The sequence below is a fragment of the Magnetospirillum sp. XM-1 genome (assembly GCF_001511835.1).
Taxonomy (GTDB): Bacteria; Pseudomonadota; Alphaproteobacteria; order Rhodospirillales; family Magnetospirillaceae; genus Phaeospirillum.
Genome location: NZ_LN997848.1, coordinates 1479901 through 1503744, shown reverse-complemented (window position 1 = coordinate 1503744; position 23844 = coordinate 1479901). Strand labels below are relative to the sequence as shown.

At 67.4% G+C, this 23844-nt stretch carries 22 protein-coding genes and 1 other RNA gene; 16 read left to right on the top strand and 7 right to left on the bottom strand.

Annotated features, from left to right (window positions below; all coding sequences use genetic code 11):
• The 3 genes from XM1_RS07145 to XM1_RS07135 are packed head-to-tail and all read left to right on the top strand — an operon-like array spanning position 1 to position 5255.
• Positions 1 to 501, top strand: a complete 501-nt coding sequence (locus XM1_RS07145; RefSeq protein WP_068431922.1) for a hypothetical protein — start codon at positions 1 to 3, stop codon at positions 499 to 501.
• A 26-nt stretch (positions 502 to 527) separates the two neighbouring features.
• Entirely contained in the window at positions 528 to 3104 is a 2577-nt protein-coding gene (gene flgK / locus XM1_RS07140; RefSeq protein ID WP_068431920.1) for a flagellar hook-associated protein FlgK, read from the top strand.
• Positions 3105 to 3116: 12 nt separating this feature from the next.
• Positions 3117 to 5255 carry a flagellin gene (locus XM1_RS07135; protein ID WP_068431917.1) on the top strand — a complete coding sequence of 713 codons (2139 nt, stop codon included), beginning with the start codon at positions 3117 to 3119 and terminating at the stop codon, positions 5253 to 5255.
• An 85-nt stretch (positions 5256 to 5340) separates the two neighbouring features.
• Here the strand turns inward: XM1_RS07135 and XM1_RS07130 are convergent, their stop codons facing one another.
• The 7 genes from XM1_RS07130 to XM1_RS07100 form a co-directional block, all read right to left on the bottom strand.
• Entirely contained in the window at positions 5341 to 5766 is a 426-nt protein-coding gene (locus tag XM1_RS07130) for a flagellar biosynthesis repressor FlbT (RefSeq protein WP_068431914.1), read from the bottom strand.
• A gap of 111 nt (positions 5767 to 5877) precedes the next feature.
• Complete coding sequence (locus XM1_RS07125; protein WP_068431911.1) at positions 5878 to 6480, bottom strand: 2-hydroxychromene-2-carboxylate isomerase; 603 nt, start codon at positions 6478 to 6480, stop codon at positions 5878 to 5880.
• Positions 6481 to 6489: 9 nt separating this feature from the next.
• Positions 6490 to 7158: an SDR family oxidoreductase gene (locus tag XM1_RS07120; protein WP_068431908.1), complete on the bottom strand. Its 669-nt coding sequence runs from the start codon at positions 7156 to 7158 to the stop codon at positions 6490 to 6492.
• Positions 7159 to 7232: 74 nt separating this feature from the next.
• Positions 7233 to 7607 carry a RidA family protein gene (locus XM1_RS07115; RefSeq protein ID WP_068431905.1) on the bottom strand — a complete coding sequence of 125 codons (375 nt, stop codon included), beginning with the start codon at positions 7605 to 7607 and terminating at the stop codon, positions 7233 to 7235.
• A 54-nt stretch (positions 7608 to 7661) separates the two neighbouring features.
• Positions 7662 to 8006, bottom strand: a complete 345-nt coding sequence (locus tag XM1_RS07110) for a DUF1491 family protein (RefSeq protein ID WP_068431902.1) — start codon at positions 8004 to 8006, stop codon at positions 7662 to 7664.
• Between the two features lie 31 nt (positions 8007 to 8037).
• Entirely contained in the window at positions 8038 to 9222 is a 1185-nt protein-coding gene (locus XM1_RS07105; RefSeq protein WP_068431899.1) for a cyclic nucleotide-gated ion channel, read from the bottom strand.
• A gap of 84 nt (positions 9223 to 9306) precedes the next feature.
• The gene (locus tag XM1_RS07100; protein ID WP_231920716.1) at positions 9307 to 10299 is read right to left on the bottom strand and encodes an endonuclease/exonuclease/phosphatase family protein; all 993 of its coding nucleotides are present in this window, start codon (positions 10297 to 10299) and stop codon (positions 9307 to 9309) included.
• Positions 10300 to 10436: 137 nt separating this feature from the next.
• On the opposite strand from XM1_RS07100, the gene XM1_RS07095 reads away from it, so the two are divergent.
• From XM1_RS07095 to murG, 13 genes are all read left to right on the top strand, one after another.
• A complete protein-coding gene (locus XM1_RS07095) occupies positions 10437 to 10892 on the top strand; it encodes a bacteriohemerythrin (RefSeq protein ID WP_068431896.1) in 456 nt (151 codons plus the stop codon).
• Positions 10889 to 11620 carry a protein phosphatase CheZ gene (locus XM1_RS07090; protein WP_068431893.1) on the top strand — a complete coding sequence of 244 codons (732 nt, stop codon included), beginning with the start codon at positions 10889 to 10891 and terminating at the stop codon, positions 11618 to 11620. The genes XM1_RS07095 and XM1_RS07090 overlap by 4 nt, the downstream gene beginning before the upstream one ends.
• A gap of 135 nt (positions 11621 to 11755) precedes the next feature.
• Positions 11756 to 12156: RNase P RNA component class A (gene rnpB, locus XM1_RS07085), an RNA gene on the top strand.
• A 342-nt stretch (positions 12157 to 12498) separates the two neighbouring features.
• On the top strand, positions 12499 to 12960 hold the full coding sequence (mraZ, locus tag XM1_RS07080) for a division/cell wall cluster transcriptional repressor MraZ (RefSeq protein ID WP_068431890.1): 462 nt from the start codon (positions 12499 to 12501) through the stop codon (positions 12958 to 12960).
• On the top strand, positions 12957 to 13916 hold the full coding sequence (gene rsmH, locus XM1_RS07075) for a 16S rRNA (cytosine(1402)-N(4))-methyltransferase RsmH (RefSeq protein WP_068431887.1): 960 nt from the start codon (positions 12957 to 12959) through the stop codon (positions 13914 to 13916). The genes mraZ and rsmH overlap by 4 nt, the downstream gene beginning before the upstream one ends.
• Complete coding sequence (locus tag XM1_RS07070; protein ID WP_068431884.1) at positions 13913 to 14536, top strand: energy transducer TonB; 624 nt, start codon at positions 13913 to 13915, stop codon at positions 14534 to 14536. Before rsmH ends, XM1_RS07070 begins: the two co-directional genes overlap by 4 nt.
• The gene (locus tag XM1_RS07065; RefSeq protein WP_068431882.1) at positions 14533 to 16293 is read left to right on the top strand and encodes a penicillin-binding protein 2; all 1761 of its coding nucleotides are present in this window, start codon (positions 14533 to 14535) and stop codon (positions 16291 to 16293) included. The genes XM1_RS07070 and XM1_RS07065 overlap by 4 nt, the downstream gene beginning before the upstream one ends.
• Before the next feature lies 1 nt (position 16294).
• Entirely contained in the window at positions 16295 to 17731 is a 1437-nt protein-coding gene (locus XM1_RS07060; RefSeq protein WP_068431876.1) for a UDP-N-acetylmuramoyl-L-alanyl-D-glutamate--2,6-diaminopimelate ligase, read from the top strand.
• The gene (locus tag XM1_RS07055) at positions 17728 to 19128 is read left to right on the top strand and encodes a UDP-N-acetylmuramoylalanyl-D-glutamyl-2,6-diaminopimelate--D-alanyl-D-alanine ligase (RefSeq protein ID WP_068431873.1); all 1401 of its coding nucleotides are present in this window, start codon (positions 17728 to 17730) and stop codon (positions 19126 to 19128) included. The genes XM1_RS07060 and XM1_RS07055 overlap by 4 nt, the downstream gene beginning before the upstream one ends.
• A complete protein-coding gene (gene mraY, locus XM1_RS07050) occupies positions 19129 to 20217 on the top strand; it encodes a phospho-N-acetylmuramoyl-pentapeptide-transferase (RefSeq protein WP_068431870.1) in 1089 nt (362 codons plus the stop codon).
• A gap of 11 nt (positions 20218 to 20228) precedes the next feature.
• Entirely contained in the window at positions 20229 to 21602 is a 1374-nt protein-coding gene (murD, locus tag XM1_RS07045) for a UDP-N-acetylmuramoyl-L-alanine--D-glutamate ligase (RefSeq protein ID WP_068431867.1), read from the top strand.
• Positions 21599 to 22729: a putative lipid II flippase FtsW gene (gene ftsW / locus XM1_RS07040; protein ID WP_068431864.1), complete on the top strand. Its 1131-nt coding sequence runs from the start codon at positions 21599 to 21601 to the stop codon at positions 22727 to 22729. Before murD ends, ftsW begins: the two co-directional genes overlap by 4 nt.
• Entirely contained in the window at positions 22726 to 23841 is a 1116-nt protein-coding gene (gene murG, locus XM1_RS07035; protein WP_068431861.1) for an undecaprenyldiphospho-muramoylpentapeptide beta-N-acetylglucosaminyltransferase, read from the top strand. Before ftsW ends, murG begins: the two co-directional genes overlap by 4 nt.
• Positions 23842 to 23844: the final 3 nt, after the last annotated feature.

Sequence of the window (23844 nt, the reverse complement as noted above, 5' to 3'; positions counted from 1 at the left end):
ATGAACGACGACCGCGAACTTCACGACCACGACCTTCTCGACGACGACGAATTGCGGGCGGCCCAGGCCGAGGCCGAGCTGTTCTGGTACGACGACCTGCTGTTCGCCTGCACCAATCTGTGCGACCTGCTCGACGTCGAGAATGACGCCCTGCTCTCCCACGACCCCGAGACGGTGCGCCTGCTGGCCGACAACAAGGCGGCGCTGGCCCGGCTCTATGAACAGTCGGTCCAGCCCCTGATGGACGAGCCCGACCTGGCCCGCCTGCTCGACGACGACCGGCGCGAGATGCTGGTGGCCGTCGGCACGCGCCTCAACGAACTGGTGGAGACCAACGCCCGGCGCCTCAAGGCCGAGATGGAGGCCTACCAGCGGGTGATGGACATCATGGTCGACGCCGCCAAGAAGAACGTCACCAGCACCACCGCCTACGGCCGGGCCGGCATCTTCGACGCCTCCGCCGGCACGGGCGGCTCGCTGTCCTTCAATAAGGCCCTTTGACGCCAGAACGGCGGGGAAGATAAATCATGTCGCTGACCCTCGGACTCAATTCGGCGCTTTCCGGACTTCTGACCAACCAGAAGGCCCTGGACGTCATTTCCCAGAACGTGGTCAACGTCAACACCAAGGGCTATGTCCGCAAGCAGATGACCCCGGAATCCCGGGTGGTCAACGGCATCGGCGCCGGCGTGCAGCAAGGCGCGCTGACCCGCAACGTCGACGAGGGGCTGATGCGCGACATCCGCCGCCAGACCTCGACCCAGGGCGCGCTGGACATCACGCAGACCTATTATCCCCGCCTCGAGGACCTTTTCGGCACGGTGGGCAGCTCCACCTCCATCTCGCACCAGATCCAGCAGATGCAGTCCTCGTTCGAGACCCTGGCCACCCAGGTCAACACGCCGGCCTTCCAGTCGGCGACCGTCCAGACCGCCAAGGACATGACCGACCAGTTCAACGAGATGACCTACCACATGCAGAACCTGCGCCTGGAAGCCGACCGGGCCGTCGCCGACACCACGGAGCAGGTCAACAAGCAGCTGGAGGACATTTTCGACCTCAACCAGAAGATCGTCCGCAACAACGCCATCGGCGGCGACATCGGCGACCTTCAGGACAAGCGCGACAACGCGCTGACCACCCTGTCCAAGTACATGGACATCCAGTATTTCGAACGCGGCGACGGTTCGGTGGGCGTGTTCACCAAGACGGGCAAGACCCTGGTGGACAAGGGACCCGCCACCCTCCGCCACGTGGCGACCACCATCACCGATTCCTGGATGACGGCGGCCGGCGGCAATTTCAACAAGCTGACCGTCAGCACCAGCGACGCCACCGATATCGGCGAGGACATCAATGACGGCCAACTGCGCGCCCTGCTCGATCTGCGCGACACCGTCATCCCCAACCTTCAGGCCCAGATGGACGAGGTGGCCGCCAAGCTGAAGGAGACGGTCAACCAGGTCCACAACCGCGGCACCATCTTCCCCACCCAGAATTCCAAGATGGTGGGCACCCGCCAGCTGGTGGACCCCAACAACCCGGCGCTGAACGGATCGAACCCGCAGAACATCTGGTATTCCGGCAACGACGACACCACCATCGCCCTGTTCGACACCCAGGGCAACCAGGTGGCCGCCACCACCGTGCGCGCCATCATGAGCAGCACGAGCTATACCGACGCCGCCGGCAACGCCACCGCGCTGGACATGTCCGATTCCGCCACCACGCTGGGCGTCAAGATGACCGACGTGGCGGCCAAGATCCAAAGCTGGATGCGCCAGCAGAGCTATCAGGGCAACGTGATGAGCTCGGCCACCGCCTCGATCGACACCGGCACCTTCGTGCTCGACACCGGCGTCCCGTCGGTGACGCTGGCGTTCCGCGACCAGAAGGCCACCGCCGCCGGATCGGGCACCACCGACGCCCGCATCAATTTCGACGTGGACGGGGACAACAAGGCCGACAAGCAGGTGACGGGCTTCGCCAATTTCTTCGGGCTGAACGATTTTTTCACCAGCAAGGTGCCTGACTCCATCGTCGATTCCGACGTGGTCGCCAAGGACTTCACCCTGTCCACGGCGCGCAGCTTCAACCTGCTGGACCCCACCGGCAAGATCGGCAACACCATCAGCATGGCGGCCGGCTCGTCGCTTTACGACATCGCCAAGAAGATCAACGCCCAGACCCAGACTAACGAATCGGCCATCCTGTCCAGCTCATCCCTGACCACCACATCATCGACCAGCATCAACATCAGCGATGCCAACGGCGCGGTGGCCCATATCTCGCTGGCGGCGGGAAACATGACGCTCAAGGACATCGCCGACGCCATCAACGCGCAGAGCAGCTCCGCCCAGGCCGCGGCCGTCCAGGAAGGCCCCAACGCCTACCGCCTTCGCGTCTGGGACAACCGGGGCGTACCGCTGGACATCAGCGTGGTCGGCGGCACCATGGGGTCCTCCGACATGAAGTCCTATCTGGGATTTCAGCAGTCCCAGCTGGTGGAAGCCTCGGTGATCCCGGAAGGCTCGGGCTATCGCCTGCGCATCCGCCAGACCTCGGATCGCGAGCTGTTCCTGGGCGCCACACCCGACAATCTGACGCCGGCCGGCAGCTTCATCACCGAACTGGGCATGCACACCGCCTCGACCCGCAAGTCGGGCGTCATCGACGTGCGCGCCGACATCCAGGGCTCGCCGGCCAAGGTCAGCCGCGGCGCCATGCAGTACAATTCCGATCTCGGCAAATATTTCCTGTCCGAGGGCGACAACACCACCGCCCTGGCCATGGGCGGCGCCATGTCCACGAAGACCCAGATGTCGACGGCGGGCAGCCTCTATGCCGGCAGCTACAGTTTCGCCGAGCACGCCGCCGCCTCCATCGCCCAGGTGTCCACCGACGCGGCCCATTCCAAGGACCGGCTGGACTACCAGACCACGCTGGGCCAGGCTCTCAACACCCAGTACGCCTCGACCAGCGGCGTGAACCTGGACGAAGAGGTCGCCAACATGATCAACTTCCAGCAGGCCTATTCGGCGTCGGCCAAGGTAATCTCGACGCTGCAGGAAATGCTGGATACCCTCGTCAATATCGTGAAGTAAGGGAGGCCGATCATGACCCGCATCGGCACGCTTGGCGCCAATACCGCCTACGTCAACCGGATCCTCGATATCCAGACCCGGATTCAGTCCGAGCAGATTCAGGTGACCACCAAGCTGAAGTCGCAGTCGTACGACGGCATCGCCTCGGGCGCCAACACGGTCATCAATTTCGAGAACGAGCAGGCCATCGCCAAGCGCTTCATCGACAACAACGACGTGTGGAGCACCAAGCTGGAAGCGGCCACCACCGCCATTTCCGGGATGAAGAAGACGCTGACGGTGTTCCGCGACTCGCTCGTTTCGTTCCGCCAGAACAACCCCAAGAGCGAGCTGAACATCAAGGGCATCCAGAAGACCGCCTTCGAGGCGCTGCAAAGCCTGCAGGCCGACCTGGCCACCAACGTCAACGGCCAGTACCTGTTCTCGGGCGGCCGGGTGAGCAACGTTCCGGTCGAGATTCCCGCCGCCACCCTGACCGACTTCCAGTCCCTCTACGACGGCTCGATCAACACCTTCTCCACCACGCGCAACGCCGACCTCCAGGACCTGTCCATCACCAACATCGAAGCCACCGCCATGAGCTTCAAGGCCAGCAGCGGGGTGATCATCCCGGCGCGCTCGGACGCCTTCAAGGCGGTCTACTCGGGCTCGCGCATCACCGTCTCGGACAGCACCGCCACGCCCGCCAACAACGGCGACTTCACCGTCAAGTCCAAGGCCATGTGCGACGTGGCCGGCAATCCGCTGGCCGAGGGCAGCACCACCACCAACGTCCTCAGCTACGGCACCACCCCCAGCACCATCCTGGACACCGCCACCTCGCAGCTGAACTTCACCTTCGCCCCCGACGGCACCATGAACATGACTGCCAACACCGCCGGCTCCCTGGCCGGCCTGACCGTGGGCACCAAGTTCACCATCGGCCCGCAGCTGACCAACGGCGCGGCGACCACCGGATACGAGGGCGCCTACGAGGTCGTCAGCAACAAGAACGGCGTGGTCAACTTCAAGACCAATTTCGACCCGGCCAAGGAAGAAGCGGTGGCCTCGACCAGCCTCAAGTTCGGCATCAACGGCGTCGCCCCGGCCAGCCCGACCACCGCCGGCACGCTGAACTTCACCACCACCACCTCGGCGGCCACCGGCCTGACCACGGTGACCCTGACCGCCGCCGCCGGCGCGACGGTGGACTTCGCCGGCGTCAATATCGGCGACCAGCTCTCGCTGGGCGGCACCGCCAGCCACAACGGCTCCTTCACGGTGAGCGACGCCACCGCCACCTCGGTGTCCTTCGTGCTCAATCCGGAAGGGGCGCGGGTGTCCCAGCTGCTGCCCCAGACCGGGCGCAGCGACTTCACCATGACGTTCTACGACCCCAACACCGCGACCACGGTGACGCGCAATTCCAACCATTTCGGCTCGCTGGACTTCGCCTCCAGCGGCACGCTGGGCGAGCGCATCACCTCGTCCAACGCCAACGGCTTCAAGGATGACGGCGGCAATCTCTATCCGCCCAACGGCACCATCATCACCATGAAGGGCACCACCGGCGTCAACGACGGCGTCTACAAGGTGGTGGACAATGCCGGCGGCTATCTCGAGATCGCCAGCGTCAGCCTGACCGACGAGACCCTGTCGACCAACGCCAAGATCGATTCCAGCAGCTGGTACAAGGGAGACACCCTGCAGTTGCAGCATCGCGTGGACAACGACCGCACGGTGAATGTGGGCATCTACGCCTCGGACCCCGCCTTCGAGAAGGCCATCCGGGCGCTGGGCCTGATCGCCCAGGGCCAGTTCGGCACCGCCGGCGGGCTGGAATCCCACCAGGAGCGCATCAGCCAGGCGCTTTTCCTGATCAACGACGCCATCGAATCACCGGCGGCCGGCACGCCGCCCTTCGGCGCCGAGAAGGTGGGCGACATCAAGTCGGCGGCCAGCCTGATCGATGGCACCCGCAAGACCATTTCGCTGAAGAACGAGAAGCACAACCAGTTCATCGGCTTCCTGTCCAAGCGGGTGGCCGACATCGCCCAGGTCGACCAGACCGAGGCGGTGACCAAGCTGCTGTCCGACCAGACGGCGCTGGAGGCCAGCTACCAGGCGCTGGCCCAGACCCGCAATCTCAGCTTGCTGACGTATCTGAAGTAATCACAAACCCGGATGAGCAGGTCTCATCCGGGTTTGGCTAGGCCCAAGGGCCCGCGCGCCTTATGGCACCGCCCGTCGCCGGGGCTCAGTCCCCGACGGCGGCGGCTTCCTCGGCGGCGGCTTCCTGCAGCGAACCGAGCACCTTGGTCTCGTGCTCGAGCAGGTGGCGGGTCGCCTTCAGCGCCTTGTAGTAATGCCCCTCCTCCACCGCCTCGGTGATCTCGTCCTTGATGGGGACGGCGCTGGGGCAGGCCTCGACATAGCTGTCGAGGTAGTGGTTGAACATGCGCAGGTACTCGCCGCGCTTGGTCGGGAAGATATAGGCGCATTGCAGGGCGAAATAGACCCGGGATGCAGGCGTCACGCTGTCGGAATCCGACAGGATCTCCTTCTGACGCAGGATCGAGCAGTCGTTCAGCACCCGCACCTTGGTGTTGGAACTGGCATTTTCCAGCACCGCGCCATTGATGATGAGCTTCTCGCCCGGCTTCAGATCGATGATAAGCGGCAACGCAACGTACTCCGTTCATTCAAGGCGGCGACAATGGCACTACGCGCGCCCCGGGGCAATCAGGGGTAAGTATGCCCCGACCTTCGATGAAAGCCTTAGCGCTTATTTAGGTCACCAGCCACCCTTTTCCAGCCACCTCCGTAACATCCACAGTCGGTCGGCGCCCCAAAAGCCTTCGCCGTCCACCATGAAAAACGGCGAGCCGAACACACCCTTGGCGATGGCCGCCTCGGTCTCGTCCTTCAGGCGGGCCTTCCATTCCGGAGCCTGGACGGCGGCGGCCATCTCGTCGGGATCGACGCCCAGCGGCACTCCCAGGGCGCAGGCCACCTCCAGGCTGGAGATGTCCATGTTCTCGGCGAAATAGGCCAGATAGACGGCCCGGGCATAGCTTTTGGCCAGGTCCTTGTCCCTGGACTCCAGCCACCAATAGGCCCGCGACGGCGGCAAAGCGGGAACCGGGAAGGGATCGGGCAGACGGTAGGGCACCTCCATCAGGCGGGCCAGGCGTTCCCAGTCATGGCGGGCGTAGTCGCCCTTCAAGGGCTGGCTGACCAGCGGCAGGTTGCCCGACGCCTTGAAGGCCGAGCCGATCATGATCGGCTTCCACGCCACCTCGCGGCCGAAGGGAGCGACCAGCCCGTCCACCTCCTGCGCGGCGAAGAAGCCGTAGGGCGAGGCGAAATCGAAATAAAACTCGACGGGCGCGGCCATGCCCACCTCCTACCAGTTCAGGCGGGAGCCATCGTAATGGATCAGGCAGCCGCTGTCCTCACTCCTCAAGCCGTCCACCACCTTGCGCATGCCGGCCACCGCCTCGGCGGCGTCGAGCGGCGCGTTGGGGCCGCCCATGTCGGTGCGCACCCAGCCGGGCGACAGGGCCACGGTAAGGATGCCCCGGCCTGCCAGATCCACCGCCAGGCCCTTCATCACCATGTTCAGCGCCGCCTTGGACGCCCGGTAGGCGTAGGACCCGCCCGAGGTGTTGTCGGACATGGCGCCCATCTTGGACGACACCGCCGCGATCACCTTGCGCCCCGCCATCCGGTCGGCGAAGGCCTCGGCCAGCTTCAAGGGCGCCAGGGCGTTGACCGCCATCACCTTCATGAAGGCGGCGGGATCGACCGCGCCGAACTCCTGGTTCTCGCCGTAGATGCCGGCGTTGAGCAGCAGGACGTCCAGTTCCACCCCGGCCAGCGAGGCCTTGAGGCGGGCGACCTGATCGGGAAGAGCCACGTCGCAGACATAGACCTCACCGCCGGCTTCCGACAGGGCGCGCCCTGCCATGGGATCGCGCACCGTGCCCAGCACCCGCCAGCCGGCGGCGGCGTATTGCCGGGCGAATTCGAGACCCATGCCGCGATTGGCGCCGGTGATCAGAATGGTGGGCATGGTGCGTTCTCCCTTTGGCTGGCGGGCAGGATGCCTGCGCTCCATACCCGGAGCGCGGCCGTCCCGGCCGCTTGTTACGCCTTCAGCGCGGTAACCTCGATCTCCACCTTCATGCGGGGATCGACCAGGCCGCAGACGATGGTGGTGTTGGCCGGGCGGATGCCCTTGAAGGCCTTGCCCAGCACCGGGGCGATCTGCTCGAAGAAGGCGGCTTCGGTGATGTAGGCCTTGACCCGGACCACGTCGGCCAGAGAATAACCGGCCTGTTCCAGGGCGGCGGCGATGGTGGCCATGCACTGCTCGGCCTGGGCGACCACGCCGTCGGCGATCTGGCCGTCCTTGAAGCCCGAGGTGCCGGAAACGAACACCCAGGGGTCCTGGCGCACGGCGCGGGAATAGCCGGCCACTTCCTCGAACGAGGAACCGGAAGAGATCAGCTGACGGGTCATGGAGCGGGTCCTTGGATGGAAATTACGGAAGAACGCTTCATAGCGTATTTCCGGTCAGCCCGCCAAGATGCGCTCGAGGAAGGGGACCCGGCCGTCGCGGTCCTCGACCTCCACCACCCACAGGTCGGAATCGATGTCGCGGCTTTTGCGGATATAGGAATCGGCCTTGTCCTCGGGCACCGGATCGGGGCCGGTGGCGCGCATCCAGGCCGCCTCGCCCGCTCCGTCGCGCACCTGGGTGAAGACCTCGCAACCGGCGGGACCGCGGTTGAGCTTGATCAGCACCGCGCCTGCATCCTCGTCGCCCTTGGCCACCACGAAGGCCGGAATAGCCAGGATGGCGCAGCGGCGGATGGCGGCATGGACCCACAGCTTGGCCTTCAGCCTGGGCTCGCTCATGGCATGAGCCTCTCAATCGCCGGAAACCCGCTCACGCGTCTTCCTTCTCTTCGCTCTTCTGGTCGTCTTTCTTCTCGACCTGCTTGGCCTGGGCCATGCGGGCGCGGGCGGTCTCCCAGATCACTTCCAGCAGGGCGTGGTCGTGGGCCACGAACTTGTGGAAGTCCCGGGCGTCGAGAATGAGGAGCTGGCAGCGGCTGACCGCCTTGACCGTGGCGGTGCGCGGGCAGCGCTCGATCAGGGCGATCTCGCCGAAGAAGTCGCCGTTCTTCAAGATGAAGGTCCCGGCCTTGCCCTTGACCTCCACCTGGCCGTTGACGATGAAGTACATGCACTCGCCGGTGTCGCCCTCGCGCATCAGCACCTCGCCCTTGATGGCGCGGGCCAGTTTCAAGAGGCCGGCGATCTCGGCGATCTGGCTGGCCTGCAGGCGCTGGAAGAAGGGGACCTTGGCCACCAGATGCCAGGTGGAGACGAAATTCTGGCGCTTCATCTCCTCGGCGAAGCCCGACGCCAGGATCGAGGCCGGCAGCGCGAACATGCACAGGCCCAGCACCGCCACCACGCTGCCCAGCAGCTTGCCCAGCGCCGTGATGGGCACCACGTCGCCGAATCCCACCGTGGTCAGGGTGACGATGGCCCACCACATGGCCGCCGGCACGCTGCCCATGGCCGGGTTGGCGGCGCGCTCGGCGAAGTACAGCATGGTCGAGGCCGAAATAGCCAGGATCAGCATGATGAACAGCGACGCCAGCAGCGGCCGCATCTCGTGCAGCACCACCACGCCCAGGGTTTCCAGGGCGGGGGAATAGCGCGCCAGCTTCAGGAAGCGGACGATGCCGAACACCGTTTCGCCGTCATGGGGCAGCACGGTGGTGGCCTCGCCCACCAGGAACGGCACCACCGCCAGGAAATCGAAGATGCCGTAGGGCGACAGGGCGTAGCGCACCATGGCGGCCAGCCCGGATTCCCCCTCGGCCCGCTGGGAATGGGCCGACAGCAGCCGGATGGCGTAATCGGCCGACAGCACGGCCAGGAACAGGCCGCTGGCCGCCGTCACGGCGCCCTCGAACCCGACCCAGGCGTCGGGCACGGTGTCGATGATGGCGATGGCGGTGGACAGCACGATGCAAAGCACCAGCATCGCCTGATAGGCGACCACCCGCCGCGAGGGAAACGGCCCCTCGCCCACCAATCCGCAAAGCCACGCGATCATGGCGCCTCCCCTCGCTCCGGCACCACTATAACGGCGCGAGACAGCGGGCGCATCGTCGGAATTGAAATGATTATTGAGAAGCCCTCAGGGCTGGGGCGGGGAAAACTCGGCCACCAGGGGGGCGTGGTAGCTGTCGGGCGTGCCGTGGACCGTCGCCGGCGAAACGAGCTCGTCGCCCAGGGTTTCGTTGTGGATCTCGGCGCCCAGGTACCAGCCCAGCAGGGGCCGCGACACCAGGATGTGGTCCAGCATCACCGGGCGGCCGTGGTGAATCACCGAATAGCGCAGGTTTTCCGGCAAGCTGCGCTCCAGCGGCACCAGCATGCGCATGGCCAGATGGCCGTTGCCGGTATCCTCCTCGTCGCCCTTGATGATGCGAAGCGGGCCTTCGCGTTCGGCGGAATTGAAGTCGCCGCACACCACCACCAGGGACTCGGGATCGGAATCGAAGATCTCCTCCACGGCCAGACGGGCCTCCAGCGCCTGGCCCGCCTGCTTGATCTCGGCCAGGAAGAACCCCTCGGCCCAGCCGCCCACCGACAGCCAGCGGCCGAACCGCTCCTTCTGGCCCTGCAGCCAGACGGCGCGGGGTGCGCGCAGATGGACGTTGATCACGTGCAGCGGACGTCCGTCGGGCAGGTCGAGCACGGCGTGCAGGATGGGGCGGTCCCATTCCACCGCCTGGGCCTCGGCCGGGGCCGGCTCGGCGCGCACCGGGCGATAGGCGCAGGGCGGCACCAGATCGTGCCAGATCTGGCGGTGCGAGCGGATGGGCAGGCGCGAGACGATGACCAGATTGTGCTTGTCCGAGGGATGGACGCCGCCACGGTTGAGACTGTGCGCCCGGTTCCAGTGTTCGTACCCGGTACCGGCCAGCAGCCGGTCGAGCGCGGTGAACAGGCGCGGCCCGCTCTTGGTGGCCGGGTGGGTGTTGACCTCCTGCAGGCACAGGACGTCGGCCCGCAGACGCAGGAATTGCGGCCGCAGCACCGCCAGCCGGTCCTCGAAATCCATGCCGCCGCCCGGACGCTCGTCCAGGTTTTCCAGATTGAAGGTGGCGATGCGCAGTCGGGTCACTGAAAGCCTCCGCAGGCCCCAAGTCTACATCAAGCACAGCCGCCCGGCGAGGGGCGGTCTGGCCATCCTTCCAGGCTTGTACCGCCTGGGATGTAGGGTATAGTGGCTGCGACGGGAACGCAGGGGCGGGGGACCCGATGACATCGATCGCGTGGAGCGAAGCTTTCAGCGTGGGCAATCCACTGCTGGATTCCGACCATCGCATCCTGATCGACCTGCTGGTCCAGCTGTACGACGCCACCGACACCGGCCAGAGCCGCGACGTGGTCGGCAGCGTGCTCTCCGCGCTTTCCGAATATGCAGAGCATCATTTTCGCCGCGAAGAGGCTATGATGGCCGCCTCCGGCTTTCCCGACTTCGAGGACCACAAGGCCGAGCATCGGCGGCTGGAGGCCCATGTCCGCGACATCTGCGGCCGATACCGGGCGGGAGAACGCGGGGCATTGAACGAACAGGTTGTAGAATTCCTCAAGAAGTGGTTGACCGAGCACATCCTGGTTACGGATAAATCGTATATGCCGTGGGTGAAGCGGGTGGTTGATGGCGGAGCAAGGCCGCCATCGGTGACATTAGGGGATGCCAAGCAGTCATGACGACCGAGCGCAAATTGTTCACGGCCGAGATCAAGCGGCTCCAGGCTCGCGGCGAGGCCGGCCCCAGCGCCTCCACCTCCGAGGTCCTCAAGGCCATCAACGACCTTCGCGCCGACATCAAGGGGCTGGAATCCCTGGTCCGCGGCGACGCCCCGCCGCCGGTGGCCGCCGCGGTGGTCGACGACGTGCTGCCGCAGAAGGCCGCCGAAGTCTCCATGCTGAAGACCGAGCTGCGCGCGCTGGCCGTCTGCATCGAGCACACCAAGGCCGAAATCGCCGCGCTGCGCCCCAAGGATGCCGACGACGACCGCCTGATGGCCGTCACCTTCGAGCTGGACGCCATCGTGTCGTCCACCGAAAGCGCCACCGAGAACATCCTGGAGGCCGCCGAGAAGATCGAGAGCATCGGCAAGGAAATCCGGGCGCACGCCGCCGATTCCTATGTCGGCCGCCTGGTCGAGGACATCAACGACACGGTCAGCACCATCTTCGAGGCCTGTAACTTCCAGGACATCACCGGCCAGCGCATCACCAAGGTGGTCAAGACCCTCAAATACGTCGAGGCCCGCATCAACGCCATGATCGAGATCTGGGGCCCGGAGAACATCTCCGACGTGTCGCCCAAGATCTTTGAGGAGCACAAGGACGACGATTCCAAGCTGCTCAACGGCCCGGCCCTGGAAAACCAGGGAATCTCCCAGGACGAAATCGACAAGCTGTTCGGGTAAATACGGTTTTAACCCGACCAGGCACAAGTATAGAGACAATAAAGGCCTCCGCATTACGGAGGCCTTTTCTTTTGAACGTCATTCACACTTCGCGGCACTTGACCTGTGCATTCCAGGCCTTAGAGTGGGGCCGCGTCAGACGGCCGGACGGCCGCCCTCGGGCCTTGCGCCAGGGGGAGGAAAGTCCGGGCTCCACGGAAACACGGTGCCGGATAACGTCCGGCGGGGGCGACCCCAGGGAAAGTGCCACAGAGAGCAAACCGCCCGTTCCCGGACTTCGGTCCGGCAGCAGGTAAGGGTGAAAGGGTGCGGTAAGAGCGCACCGCGCGACCGGCAACGGGAGCGGCACGGCAAACCCCACCAGGAGCAAGACCAAATAGGGACGGCACTGTTCTTCCCCCGGGAAGGACGAAACGCGTTTCCGCGTCGCCGTCCGGGTCGGTCGCGAGAGGCGTCCGGTAACGGGCGTCCCAGATGAATGGCCGTCACCCGTCCTCGGACGGGGACAGAACCCGGCTTACAGGCCGTCTGACGCTTTTTCCCATAATTTCCCAAACCGCCCATCAGCCCCGATCCACCGCCATCGGGGCGATGTTCACGTTACACCCCTGTGAGGGATTTCACATAGGGATTTTGGTCGTTTATGAAAAAACGGTAAATATCAATGCGCTGCGAGGCGATCCTCGAGTACTTTAGTAAATACCGTCAAACATTGTCTCTCAACTGCCCCAGCCCATGCGATTACTATCCGATTCCATTGACTCCCATGATTTCCCATGATATCCCATTAATCACCATCCCATCGGGGCGCACAGGCGTATTGTGTCCCGGGAGATGGGCAAGGGGTTTTCGGGCACACAAGCGGAAGGCGGACGAGGGTGGCACTCTTCCTCTCCACATTCGTCAACAAGGTCGACAAGAAGGGACGGGTCTCCGTGCCCGCGACCTTCCGTGCTGCCCTGGCCGCCCAAAGCTTCGCCGGAATCGTCTGCTACCGCTCGTTCACCAACGCCTGCATCGAAGGCTGCGGCATGGACTTCATGGAGCGCCTGTCCGACGGCGCCCAGAGCTTCGACGCCTTCTCGGCCGAGCAGGAAGACCTGTCCGCCCTGATCTTCGCCGACGCCCGCCAGCTGCCCTGGGACCCCGAGGGCCGCATCGTCCTGCCCGAGGACATCATGGCCCATGCCGGCATCACCGAGTCCGTCTCCTTCGTCGGCAAGGGCCAGACCTTCCAGATCTGGTCGCCCGAGGCCTACAAGACCGTCGAAGCCGAGATCCGCGCCCGCGCCCTGCAATCGCGCCCCACCCTGCCCCTTCGTCCCAAGGTGACGCCATGAGCGACACCAGCCCCCACATCCCCGTGCTGCTGGCCGAGGTGATCGCGGCGCTTTCGCCTAAGGCCGGCGGCGCCTATGTGGACGGCACCTTCGGGGCCGGCGGCTATACCAAGGCCATCCTGTCGGCCAGCGCCTGCCGGGTGTGGGCCATCGACCGCGACCCCACCGCCGTGGCGCGCGGCCGTTCCCTGGAGCAAAGCCAGGACGGCCATTTCGCCATGATCGAGGGCCGATTCGGCGACATGGAATCCTTGCTGCGTCAGCAGGGTGTCAACCAGGTTGACGGCATCGCGCTGGACATCGGCGTGTCCTCCATGCAGATCGACCAGGCGGAGCGCGGCTTCTCCTTCGCCAAGGACGGCCCGCTGGACATGCGCATGGAGACCAAGGGTCCCAGCGCCGCCGACATGGTCAACGACACGCCCGAGGGCGAGCTGGCCGACATCATCTACCGCTATGGCGAGGAACGCCTGTCGCGCCGCGTGGCCAAGGCCATCGTCGAGGCGCGCCGCGCCAAGCGCTTCGAGCGCACCGGCGAACTGGCCGAGGTGGTGCGCCGGGTGGTGCCGCGCTCGGGCGACGGCATCGATCCTGCCACGCGGACCTTCCAGGCGCTGCGCATCGCGGTCAACGACGAACTGGGCGAGCTGGAGCGTGGGCTGGAAGCGGCCGAGCGCCTGCTGGTCCCCGGCGGGCGCCTGGCGGTGGTGACCTTCCATTCCCTGGAAGACCGGGTGGTGAAGGGCTTCCTGAAAGCCCGCTCGGGCGAGGCGGCGCGGCCCTCGCGCCACGTCCCCCAGGCGCAGGGCGCCGGCCCCGTCCCCACCTTCACCCTGCAGACCCGCAAGGCCGTCGCCCCCGGCCCCGAGGAATCGCGGGCCAATCCCCGCGCCCGCTCGGCCAAGCTGCGCGCCGCCATCCGCACCGACGCTCCCGCCCGGGGGACCGCATCATGAGGCGCGGACTGACCGGAACCATCCTGTGGACCCTGCTGGCGGTCAGCGTCGGCGTGGTGCTGTTCGTGGTGAAGTACGAGGTCAAGGACCTGGAGCATCGTCTCGCCGGCCTGAACGCCGAGATTCACCGCAACCAGGAGACCATCCACATCCTCCGGGCCGAGTGGAGCTATCTCAACGACCCGGTGCGCCTGCGCACCCTGTCGGAAAAGCATCTGGGCATGAAGCCGGTGACGCCGACCCAGGTGGCGACGCTGGACACCCTGCCCAAGGACGGCATCCCCGCCACCGGCGTGGTCTACGCCGCCGTGTCGCCGGCCAAGATGTCGCTGCCGCCGGCCGCCGCCCAGGCCAAGCCCTCCGACCCCAAGGCCCAGCCCCCCGCCACCTCGGTCAAGCTGGCCGAGAGCCCGGCCAGGCCGCGGCCGGCGGAAACGGCCAAGCCGCAGCCCGGCAAGCCCCAGCCCAACAAGCCCGGCACCGGCACCCTGGCCCAGGCGCCCATTGTCAAACCCCTGGCCCCGCCCGTGACGGCCCCGGCTCCGGCCCCCGCCAAGGGAAGCCGGAGCATCGTCATTCCGTCGCCCGCCCTGGCCCAGGGCGAAGGGGGCGCGCGATGAGCATCTTCGCGCCCAAGCGCCATACCCCCGGCTTCCACGCCGGCGACGACCTCCAGGCCGGAGCGGCGCTGCGCCTGGACGGCGTGCGCATGCAGGCCATCGAGACCGGCCGTTCTCGTCTGGTGGTCACCGCCCTGGTGTTCCTGCTGGCCTTTGCAGCCGTGGGCGCGCGCATGGTCGACGTGGCGGTCATCGACCGCAACCCGCCCAAGGCCCACGCCCAGCCCCAGGCCCGGACCGACGAATTGCAGATGGAGCGCGCCGACATCTCGGACCGCACCGGGGTGCTGCTGGCCTCGTCGCTTCCCACCGTGTCGCTGTTCGCCCGGCCCGAGGACCTTCGCATCGCCAAGGTCGACGTCGAGAACGCCGCCATCCGGCTGGTGGGCGTGCTGCCCGAACTGGACCTGGAAGAGACCATCGAGCGCCTGTCGTCGGGCCGCCAGTTCGTCTACCTCAAGCGCAACCTGACGCCGCGCCAGCAATACGACGTCAACAACCTGGGCATTCCCGGCCTGTTGTTCGAAAAGGGCGAGCGCCGCATCTATCCCCACGGCTCTTTGGTCTCCCACGCGGTGGGCGTCACCGACGTGGACAACAAGGGCGTGGCCGGCATCGAGAAGCGCTTCGAGAACGCGCTGAAGGAAAGCCGCGAGCCGCTGGCCCTGTCCATCGACATCCGCGTCCAGACCATCGTGCGCAACGAACTGGCCCGCGCGGTGGAGGAGTTCTCGGCCGTCGGCGGCACCGGCATGGTGATGGACGTGCGCACCGGCGAACTGGTCGCCATGGTCAGTCTGCCGGACTTCGACCCCAACGACCCGCCCGCCCCCACCGATTCGTCCATGTTCAACCGCGCCACCAAGGGCGCCTACGAGATGGGCTCCACCTTCAAGCTGTTCAACACCGCCATGGTGCTGGACCACGGCAAGGCCAACCTCAATTCCAGCTTCGACGCCACCAAGCCGCTGGTGTTCGCCGGGCACACCATCCATGACGACCACGCGCTGAACCGTTGGCTGAGCATTCCGGAAATCCTCATCCACTCGTCCAACATCGGCTCGGCCCGCATGGCGCTGGACGCCGGCACCGAGGCCCAGCGCGCCTTCATGGCCCGCATCGGCATGCTGCAGGCCCCGCCGCTGGAACTGCCCGAGGTGGGCGCGCCGCTGGTGCCCTCCCCCTGGCGCGAGATCAACACCGTCACCATTTCCTTCGGGCACGGCCTGTCGGTGACCCCGCTGCAATTGCTGGCCGGCACCGCCGCCCTGGTCAACGGCGGCGAATACCATGCGCCCACCCTGCTGGCCCGGGCGCCGGGCGACGCGGTCCCCGCCATCCGGGTGATCAAGCCCAAGACCTCGGAAAACATGCGCCAGCTGATGCGCATGGTGGTCACCGACGGCACCGGCAAGAAGGCCGACGTACCCGGCTACGAGGTGGGCGGCAAGACCGGCACCGCCGAAAAGGCCGGGGCCGGCGGCTATCGCAAGAAGGCGGTGCTGTCCTCGTTCATCGCCGCCTTCCCCATGGATGCGCCGCGCTACGCGGTGCTGATGATGATCGACGAGCCCCAGGCCACCAAGCAGACCTTCGGCTTCATCACCGCCGGCTGGACCGCGGCGCCCGCCGCCGGACGGGTGATCGCCCAGATCGCGCCGCTGCTGGGGCTGATGCCCAAGACCCTGCCGATTCCCCCGACCACCAAGGGAATCGCCCAGTCCAAGGGAGGCCGTGAAGTTGCGGCGGTTGAGTGACATGACGGCGACGGCGCCTTCCCGCGACGTGACCATCACCGGTCTGACCGCCGATTCGCGCGCCGTTCGGCCGGGCTATCTGTTCGCCGCCCTGGTGGGAACCAAGGCCGACGGCCGCGCCCATATCCCCGACGCCGTCAAGGCCGGCGCCGCCGCGATCCTGGCGCAGGACGGCACCCAGGTGGAGCTGCCGCCCCAGGTGGTGCTGGTCACCGATCCCAACCCCAGGCGCCGCTTCGCCCTGATGGCGTCCACCTTTCACGGCGCCCAGCCCGAGGTGATGACCGCCGTCACCGGCACCAACGGCAAGACCTCCACCGCCGAGTTCTTCCGCCAGATCATGGCCCGCCTCGGCCACGCCTCGGCCTCCATCGGCACGCTGGGCATCAACGCGCCGGGCTGGGACAATGAAGGCGGGCTGACCACTCCCGACCCGGCCGGGCTGCACGCCAACCTCGCCAGACTGGCCGGGCTGGGCGTCACCCACGCCTGCATGGAGGCGTCGAGCCACGGCCTCGACCAGCACCGCCTGGACGGCGTGAGGCTTGTCGCCGCCGCCTTCACCAACCTGACGCGGGACCATCTCGACTACCACGCCGACATGGACTCCTATGCCGAAGCCAAGCTGCGCCTGTTCGCCGAGGTTCTGCCCGAGAGCGCCACCGCCGTGATCAACGCCGATTCCGACCTGGCGCCCCGTCTGGTGGAACTGTGCGTCAAGCGCGGCATCGCCGTGCTGGGCTATGGCCGCGCCGCCAACGACCTGCGCCTGACCGCCGCGCGCCCCACTCCGGCGGGCCAGGACCTGGAGCTGGAGATCATGGGCCGGCCGGCCACCGTCCATCTGCCGCTCGCCGGCCGCTTCCAGGCCGACAACGCCCTGGCTGCGCTGGGCCTCGCCATCGCCTGCGGCGCCGACGCCCAAGCCGCCCTGAACGCGCTGGAGCATCTGGACGGCGTGCCCGGCCGCCTGCAGAAGGTGGCCGAACGGGCCAACGGCGCCCCCGTCTACGTGGATTACGCCCACACCCCCGACGCGCTGGAGACGGTCTTGAAGGCGTTGCGCCCCCACGCGGCGCGGCGTCTGGTGGCGGTGTTCGGCTGCGGCGGCGACCGCGACCCCGGCAAGCGTCCCCTGATGGGCGCCATCGGCTGCCGTCTGGCCGACGCCATGATCGTCACCGACGACAATCCGCGCTCGGAAGAGCCCGCTTTGATCCGCGCCGCCGTGCGGGGCGCCTGCCCGGCGGGCATCGAGATCGCTGACCGCCGCGACGCCATCCGCACCGCGGTGGCCGGGCTGCAGAAGGGCGACGTGCTGGTGATCGCCGGCAAGGGCCACGAACAGGGCCAGATCGTCGGCGCGTCCGTGCTGCCCTTCGACGATGCCGAGGAAGCCCGCGAGGCGGTGCGCCTGGCCGATGGAGGGGCGTCATGATCCGCCCGCTGTGGACCTCGGCCGAAACCGCCGCCGCCGTGGCCGGCACCCCGTCCGGCCCCGCCTGGGAAGCCGGCGGCGTGTCCATCGACAGCCGCACCGTTCAGTCCGGCGACCTGTTCATCGCGCTGGAAGGCCCCAATCACGACGGCCACGACCACGTGGCCTCGGCCCTGGCCGGTGGCGCCGCCGCCGCCATCGTCCACAAGCTGCCCCGGGGCATCGCCGAGGACGCGCCCCTGGTGCTGGTGCGTGACACCATGGCGGCCCTGCAGGATCTGGGGCTGGCGTCGCGCGCCCGTGCCCAGGCCCGCATCGTCGCGGTCACCGGCAGCGTCGGCAAGACCGGCACCAAGGAGATGCTGGCCCTGTCGCTCTCCGACCAGGGCGCCACCCATTACAGCGTGGGCAGCTTCAACAACCACTGGGGCGTGCCGCTGTCGCTGGCCCGCATGCCCGCCGCCTGCCGGTACGCCATCTTCGAGATCGGCATGAACCACCCCGGCGAGATCACCCCCCTGGTGCGCATGGTGCGTCCCCACGTGGCGGTGGTCACCACCGTCGAGGCGGTACACATGGAGTTCTTCACCTCCACCGCGGAGATCGCCAGCGCCAAGGCCGAGATCTTCGACGGGCTGGAGGCCGGCGGCACCGCCGTGCTGCCCCGCGACAACCCCCATTTCGCCCTTCTGGAGGCGGCCGCGCGCACGCGCGGCATCGCCGACGTGCGGACCTTCGGCAACCATATCGAATCCACCGCGCGGCTGCTCGATTGCGCCGTCGATTCCCAGTCCACCGCCGTCTTCGCCCTCTTGGCCGACCACCCCCTGTCCTACCGGGTGGGCATCGCCGGGCGGCAATGGGCCATGAATTCCCTGGCCGTGCTGCTGGCGGTCGAGGCGCTGGGCGCCGACGTCAACCTGGCCGCCCTGGCGCTGGCCGCCATGGCGGCTCCCAAGGGACGCGGCCAGCGCCGCCAGGTGGAGATCGAGGGCGGCAGCTTCGAGCTGATCGACGAAAGCTACAACGCCTCGCCCGTCTCCATGAAGGCGGCCATCGCCATGCTGGCCTCGGTGCGCCCACTCGAGGGCGGGCGGCGCATCGCCGTGCTGGGCGACATGCTGGAGCTTGGCCCCCAGGGGCCGGCGCTGCACGCCTCCATCGCCGAAGCCGCGGAAAGCTGGAACATCGACCTGGTATTCACCGCCGGACCGCTGATGACCCATCTGGACGAGGCTCTGGCCGGGCACCGCCGCGGCGGGCACGGGGCCGATGCCGATGCCGTGGCGGCGCTGGTCAAGGCCATGGTGCGCCCCGGCGACGTGGTGATGGTCAAGGGTTCGGCGGGCAGCCGGATGGGACGTGTGGTCAACGCTCTGGCCGAAGGGGGCCGCTGAATGCTTTACAATCTCCTCTACCCCCTGGCCGATCAGGTTCCGGTCTTCAACCTGTTCAAGTACCTGACCTTCCGCACGGGCGGCGCGGTGCTGACCGCGCTGATCGTCGCCTTCCTGGTGGGGCCGCGCATCATCGCCTGGCTGCGCCAGTGGCAGAAGCAGGGCCAGCCCATCCGCGCCGACGGCCCCGAATCCCATCTGCTGACCAAGAAGGGCACGCCCACCATGGGCGGCTTCATGATCCTGCTGGCGCTGTCCATCTCCACCCTGCTGTGGGCGGACCTGCGCAACCATTATGTCTGGATCGTGTTGCTGGTCACGCTGGGCTACGGGCTGATCGGCTTCTGGGACGACTATCTCAAGGTGTCCAAGAAGAACCCCAAGGGCGTGCCGGGCAAGGCCAAGCTGGTGGCCGAGATCGCCATCGCGCTGGCCGCCGCCGCCTGGGTCTGGACCCTGCAGCGCGAGCCCCTGGCCGGCGCCCTGGCGGTGCCGTTCTTCAAGACCGTGCTGCTGCAGCTGTCGTGGTTCTACCTGCCCTTCGCGGTGTTCATCATCGTCGGCGCCGGCAACGCGGTGAACCTCACCGACGGGTTGGATGGGCTGGCCATCGTGCCGGTGATGATCGCGTCGGGCGTCTTCGCCATCTTCTCCTATCTGGTCGGCCACGCCGTCTTCGCCAACTACCTGCAGATCCATTACGTCACGGGCTCGGGCGAGCTGGCGGTATTCTGCGGCGCCCTGGTGGGAGCGGGACTCGGCTTCCTGTGGTTCAATGCGCCCCCGGCCATGGTCTTCATGGGCGATACCGGGTCGCTGGCCCTTGGCGGCGCGCTGGGCGCCATCTCGGTGGTGACCAAGCACGAGCTGGTGCTGGGCATCGTCGGCGGCCTGTTCGTGCTGGAGACCGTCTCGGTGATCGTCCAGGTGGCCTCGTTCAAGCTGACCGGCAAGCGCGTCTTCCGCATGGCGCCGCTGCACCATCACTTCGAGAAGAAGGGCTGGGCCGAACCCACCGTGGTCATCCGCTTCTGGATCATCGCCACCATCCTGGCGCTCGCCGGGCTGGCCACCCTGAAGCTGCGTTAGAGGAAACGGCCATGATTCCCGTCCCCTTCCTCAAAGGTAAGCGCGTTCTGGTGATGGGCCTGGGCAAGTCCGGGACCGCCACGGCGCTCGCCCTGCTGGCCTCGGGCGCCGGCGTGATGGCCTGGGACGACGGCGAGGCGGCGCGCAAGGCCGGGGCCGAGGCCGGCATCCCCATCCGCGATCCCGCGCTGATTCCGCTGGAAAAGGCCGATCTGGTGGTGTGGAGCCCTGGCATCGCCCACACCCATCCCCAGCCCCATCCCATCGCCGAACGGGTCAAGGCCGCCAACGTGCCGCTGGTCTGCGACGTGGAATTGCTGGCGCTGGCCAAGGCCGGCGCCCGCACCCTGGCGGTGACGGGGACCAACGGCAAGTCCACCACCACCACCTTGCTGACCCATGTGCTGGACGAGTGCGGCATCCCCGCGGCCGCCGGCGGCAACCTGGGCACCGCCGCGCTGGACCTGCCGGAACTGCCGGGCGACGGGCGCTATGTGCTGGAGCTGTCCTCCTACCAGCTGGAGCTGACCCACAGCCTGAAGCTGGGCGTCGCCATCCTGTTGAACATCACCCCCGATCATCTGGGCCGCCACGGCGGCATGAACGGCTACATCGCCGCCAAGCGCCGGGTGTTCGACTTCCTGACGCCGGGCGGCGCCGCCGTGATCGGCGTGGACGACGGCCCCTGCCGTTCCATCGCCGCCGAGTTGTCCCGCTTAGGAACCCGGGTGCTGAAGGTCTCGGTGGAGCAGGTGCTGCCCGAGGGCTACTCCGCCCCCGACGGCGTGCTACACGAGCATGGCAAGCCGGTCTGCGACCTGAAGGACATCGAAAGTCTGCCCGGCCGCCACAACTGGCAGAACGCCTGCGCCGTGTTTGCCGCCGCCCGCGCCGAAGGCCTTTCGCCTAAGCAGATCGCCGCCGCGCTGGCCACCTATCCCGGCCTCGGCCACCGCCAGGAACTGGTGGGCAGCGACCACGGCATCAACTGGATCAACGATTCCAAGGCCACCAACGCCGACGCGGTGGAAAAGGCCCTGGTCTGCTACGACCACGTCTATTGGATTCTCGGCGGCCAGGCCAAGGAAGGCGGCATCGCCTCGCTGGAGAAGCATTTCGGCCGCGTCGAGCACGCCTTCCTGATCGGCGAGGCCACCGAAACCTTCGCCGCCACCCTGGAGGGCAAGGTCCGCTTCACCCGCTGCGGCACGCTGGAGAACGCCGTGGCCGCCGCCCGCAACCTCGCGGTGTCCGATTCCATCGACGGCGCGGTGGTGCTGCTGTCGCCGGCCTGCGCCTCGTGGGACCAGTTCAAGTCGTTCGAGCACCGGGGCGACACCTTCCGCGAGCTGGTCCAGGCCTTCACCGAAGGGGGGGATGCATGAGCGTCACCTTCGGGCGCACCGATACCTCCGTCCTGGGCCGCTGGTGGTGGACCGTCGACCGCTGGACCATCGCGGCGCTGTTCCTGCTGGTCGCCGTGGGCGCCATCCTCACCATGGCCGCCAGCCCGGCGGTGGCCGAGCGCATCGGGGCGCAAAGCTTCCACTTCGTGCGCCGCCAGTTCGTCTTCCTGGCGCCGGCCATCGTCATCATGCTGGGCGTATCGCTGTTGAGCCCGAAGCAGGTGCGGCGCATGGCGGTGATCGGCCTGTTGGGCTCCATCGTCCTGCTGGCGCTGGTGCCGGTGCTGGGCGGCGAGATCAAGGGCGCCAAGCGCTGGCTCAACATCGCCGGCATCTCGATCCAGCCCTCCGAATTCGTCAAGCCCATGTTCGCCGTGGTCTCGGCCTGGATGTTCGCCTCGGCCCGCCTGGATCCCGCCTTCCCCGGCAGGGTGATCGCCACCGCCCTGTTCGTCGTGGTGGCCGGATTGCTGGTCACCCAGCCCGACGTGGGCCAGACCGCCATCCTGACCGCCATCTGGGGCACCCAGTTCTTCCTGGCCGGCCTGCCGCTGATCCTGGTGATCGGCATGGGACTGGCCGCACCCATCGGCATCGTCGGCGCCTATTACATCTTCCCCCACGTCCAGGCCCGCTTCGATAAGTTCCTCGACCCCTCGGGCAGCGGCGCCTATCAGGTCACCACGGCGCTCAACGCCTTCAAGAACGGCGGATTGTTCGGCCGCGGCCCCGGCGAGGGCCGGGTCAAGCTGGTTCTGCCCGACGCCCACACCGACTTCATCCTGGCGGTGGGCGGCGAGGAGTTCGGCGTGGTGCTGTGCCTGTTCGTGGTGATGCTGTTCGGCTTCATCGTGCTGCGCGGCTTCGCCCGCATCCACAAGGACGACAACCTGTTCGTGGTGCTGGCCACCGCCGGCCTCTTGGTCCAGTTCGGGCTGCAGGCCATCGTCAACATGGCGTCCACGCTGCGCATGATGCCGGCCAAGGGCATGACGCTGCCGTTCATCTCCTATGGCGGCTCGTCCATGGTGGCCCTGGCGCTCGGCATGGGCATGGTGCTGGCGCTGACCCGGACCCGCTACGGCAGGGAGGGCATGGAGGCATGAGCGCCAACAAGCCCCTCATCGCCCTTGCCGCCGGCGGCACCGGCGGCCACGTCTTCCCGGCGGAAGCCCTGGCCAGCGTGCTGCTGGATCGCGGCTACCGGCTGGCGCTGATCACCGACAAGCGCGGCGCGGCCTATGGCGGCACGCTGGGCAAGCTCGAAACCTTCCGCATCTCGGCCGGCGGCATCGCCGGGCGCGGCAAGCTGTCGGCGCTGCGTTCCGCCCTGGAGCTGGGCATCGGCATCATCCAGGCCCGTTCCATCCTGAAGCGCATCCGCCCGGCCGCCGTGATCGGCTTCGGCGGCTACGCCTCGGTGCCGGGCATGGCGGCCGCGTCGCTGGCCGGCATTCCCACCGCCATCCACGAGCAGAACGCCGTGCTGGGCCGCGCCAACCGGCTGCTGGCCGCCCGCGTGCGCCGCATCGCCACCTCGTTCGCCGAGGTCAGCCACGTGGATGCCAAGCTGGTTCCCAAGCTGGTCCACACCGGCATGCCGGTGCGCGCCGCCATCCTGGCCAGCCGCGAGGCCGCCTATCCCGAGATCGGCGCCACCGGGCCCATCGAGCTGCTGGTGCTGGGCGGCAGCCAGGGGGCGCGCATCCTGTCCGAGGTGGTGCCCGCCGCCCTGTCCCGCCTGCCCGAATCCTTGCGCGGGCGCATCCGCATCGCCCAGCAATGCCGCCCCGAGGACTTGGACGGCGTGCGCCGGGCCTATGGCGGCACCGGCATCGACGCCACCCTGGAAAGCTTCTTCGCCGACGTGCCCGAGCGTCTGGCCCGCGCCCATCTGGTCATCGCAAGGGCCGGGGCCTCCACCGTGGCCGAGCTGACCACCCTGGGCCGTCCGGCCATCCTGGTGCCCTATCCCTTCGCCATCGACGACCACCAGACCGCCAACGCCCATGCCGCCGAGGATTCGGGCGGGGCCTGGCTGATGCAGCAGGATTCCTTCACCGCCGACACCCTGGCGTCGCGCCTGGAATCCCTGTTCACCCAGCCGGAAACCCTGGTGCGTACCGCGCAATGCGCCCGCAATTCCGGCCGCCCCAATGCGGCGCAAGCCCTGGCCGACCTGGTGGTCGGGCTGATCCCCAATGAGAGTGGAGCCTGACCC

Excerpts from the sequence above, each read along its gene's own strand:
- XM1_RS07145 (WP_068431922.1), top strand. The coding sequence starts at position 1 with ATGAACGACGACCGCGAACTTCACGACCACGACCTTCTCGACGACGAC.
- flgK (WP_068431920.1), top strand. The coding sequence starts at position 528 with ATGTCGCTGACCCTCGGACTCAATTCGGCGCTTTCCGGACTTCTGACC.
- XM1_RS07135 (WP_068431917.1), top strand. The coding sequence starts at position 3,117 with ATGACCCGCATCGGCACGCTTGGCGCCAATACCGCCTACGTCAACCGG.
- XM1_RS07125 (WP_068431911.1), bottom strand. The coding sequence starts at position 6,480 with ATGGCCGCGCCCGTCGAGTTTTATTTCGATTTCGCCTCGCCCTACGGC.
- XM1_RS07120 (WP_068431908.1), bottom strand. The coding sequence starts at position 7,158 with ATGCCCACCATTCTGATCACCGGCGCCAATCGCGGCATGGGTCTCGAA.
- XM1_RS07115 (WP_068431905.1), bottom strand. The coding sequence starts at position 7,607 with ATGACCCGTCAGCTGATCTCTTCCGGTTCCTCGTTCGAGGAAGTGGCC.
- XM1_RS07110 (WP_068431902.1), bottom strand. The coding sequence starts at position 8,006 with ATGAGCGAGCCCAGGCTGAAGGCCAAGCTGTGGGTCCATGCCGCCATC.
- XM1_RS07105 (WP_068431899.1), bottom strand. The coding sequence starts at position 9,222 with ATGATCGCGTGGCTTTGCGGATTGGTGGGCGAGGGGCCGTTTCCCTCG.
- XM1_RS07095 (WP_068431896.1), top strand. The coding sequence starts at position 10,437 with ATGACATCGATCGCGTGGAGCGAAGCTTTCAGCGTGGGCAATCCACTG.
- XM1_RS07090 (WP_068431893.1), top strand. The coding sequence starts at position 10,889 with ATGACGACCGAGCGCAAATTGTTCACGGCCGAGATCAAGCGGCTCCAG.
- rsmH (WP_068431887.1), top strand. The coding sequence starts at position 12,957 with ATGAGCGACACCAGCCCCCACATCCCCGTGCTGCTGGCCGAGGTGATC.
- XM1_RS07070 (WP_068431884.1), top strand. The coding sequence starts at position 13,913 with ATGAGGCGCGGACTGACCGGAACCATCCTGTGGACCCTGCTGGCGGTC.
- XM1_RS07065 (WP_068431882.1), top strand. The coding sequence starts at position 14,533 with ATGAGCATCTTCGCGCCCAAGCGCCATACCCCCGGCTTCCACGCCGGC.
- XM1_RS07060 (WP_068431876.1), top strand. The coding sequence starts at position 16,295 with ATGACGGCGACGGCGCCTTCCCGCGACGTGACCATCACCGGTCTGACC.
- XM1_RS07055 (WP_068431873.1), top strand. The coding sequence starts at position 17,728 with ATGATCCGCCCGCTGTGGACCTCGGCCGAAACCGCCGCCGCCGTGGCC.
- mraY (WP_068431870.1), top strand. The coding sequence starts at position 19,129 with ATGCTTTACAATCTCCTCTACCCCCTGGCCGATCAGGTTCCGGTCTTC.
- murD (WP_068431867.1), top strand. The coding sequence starts at position 20,229 with ATGATTCCCGTCCCCTTCCTCAAAGGTAAGCGCGTTCTGGTGATGGGC.
- ftsW (WP_068431864.1), top strand. The coding sequence starts at position 21,599 with ATGAGCGTCACCTTCGGGCGCACCGATACCTCCGTCCTGGGCCGCTGG.
- murG (WP_068431861.1), top strand. The coding sequence starts at position 22,726 with ATGAGCGCCAACAAGCCCCTCATCGCCCTTGCCGCCGGCGGCACCGGC.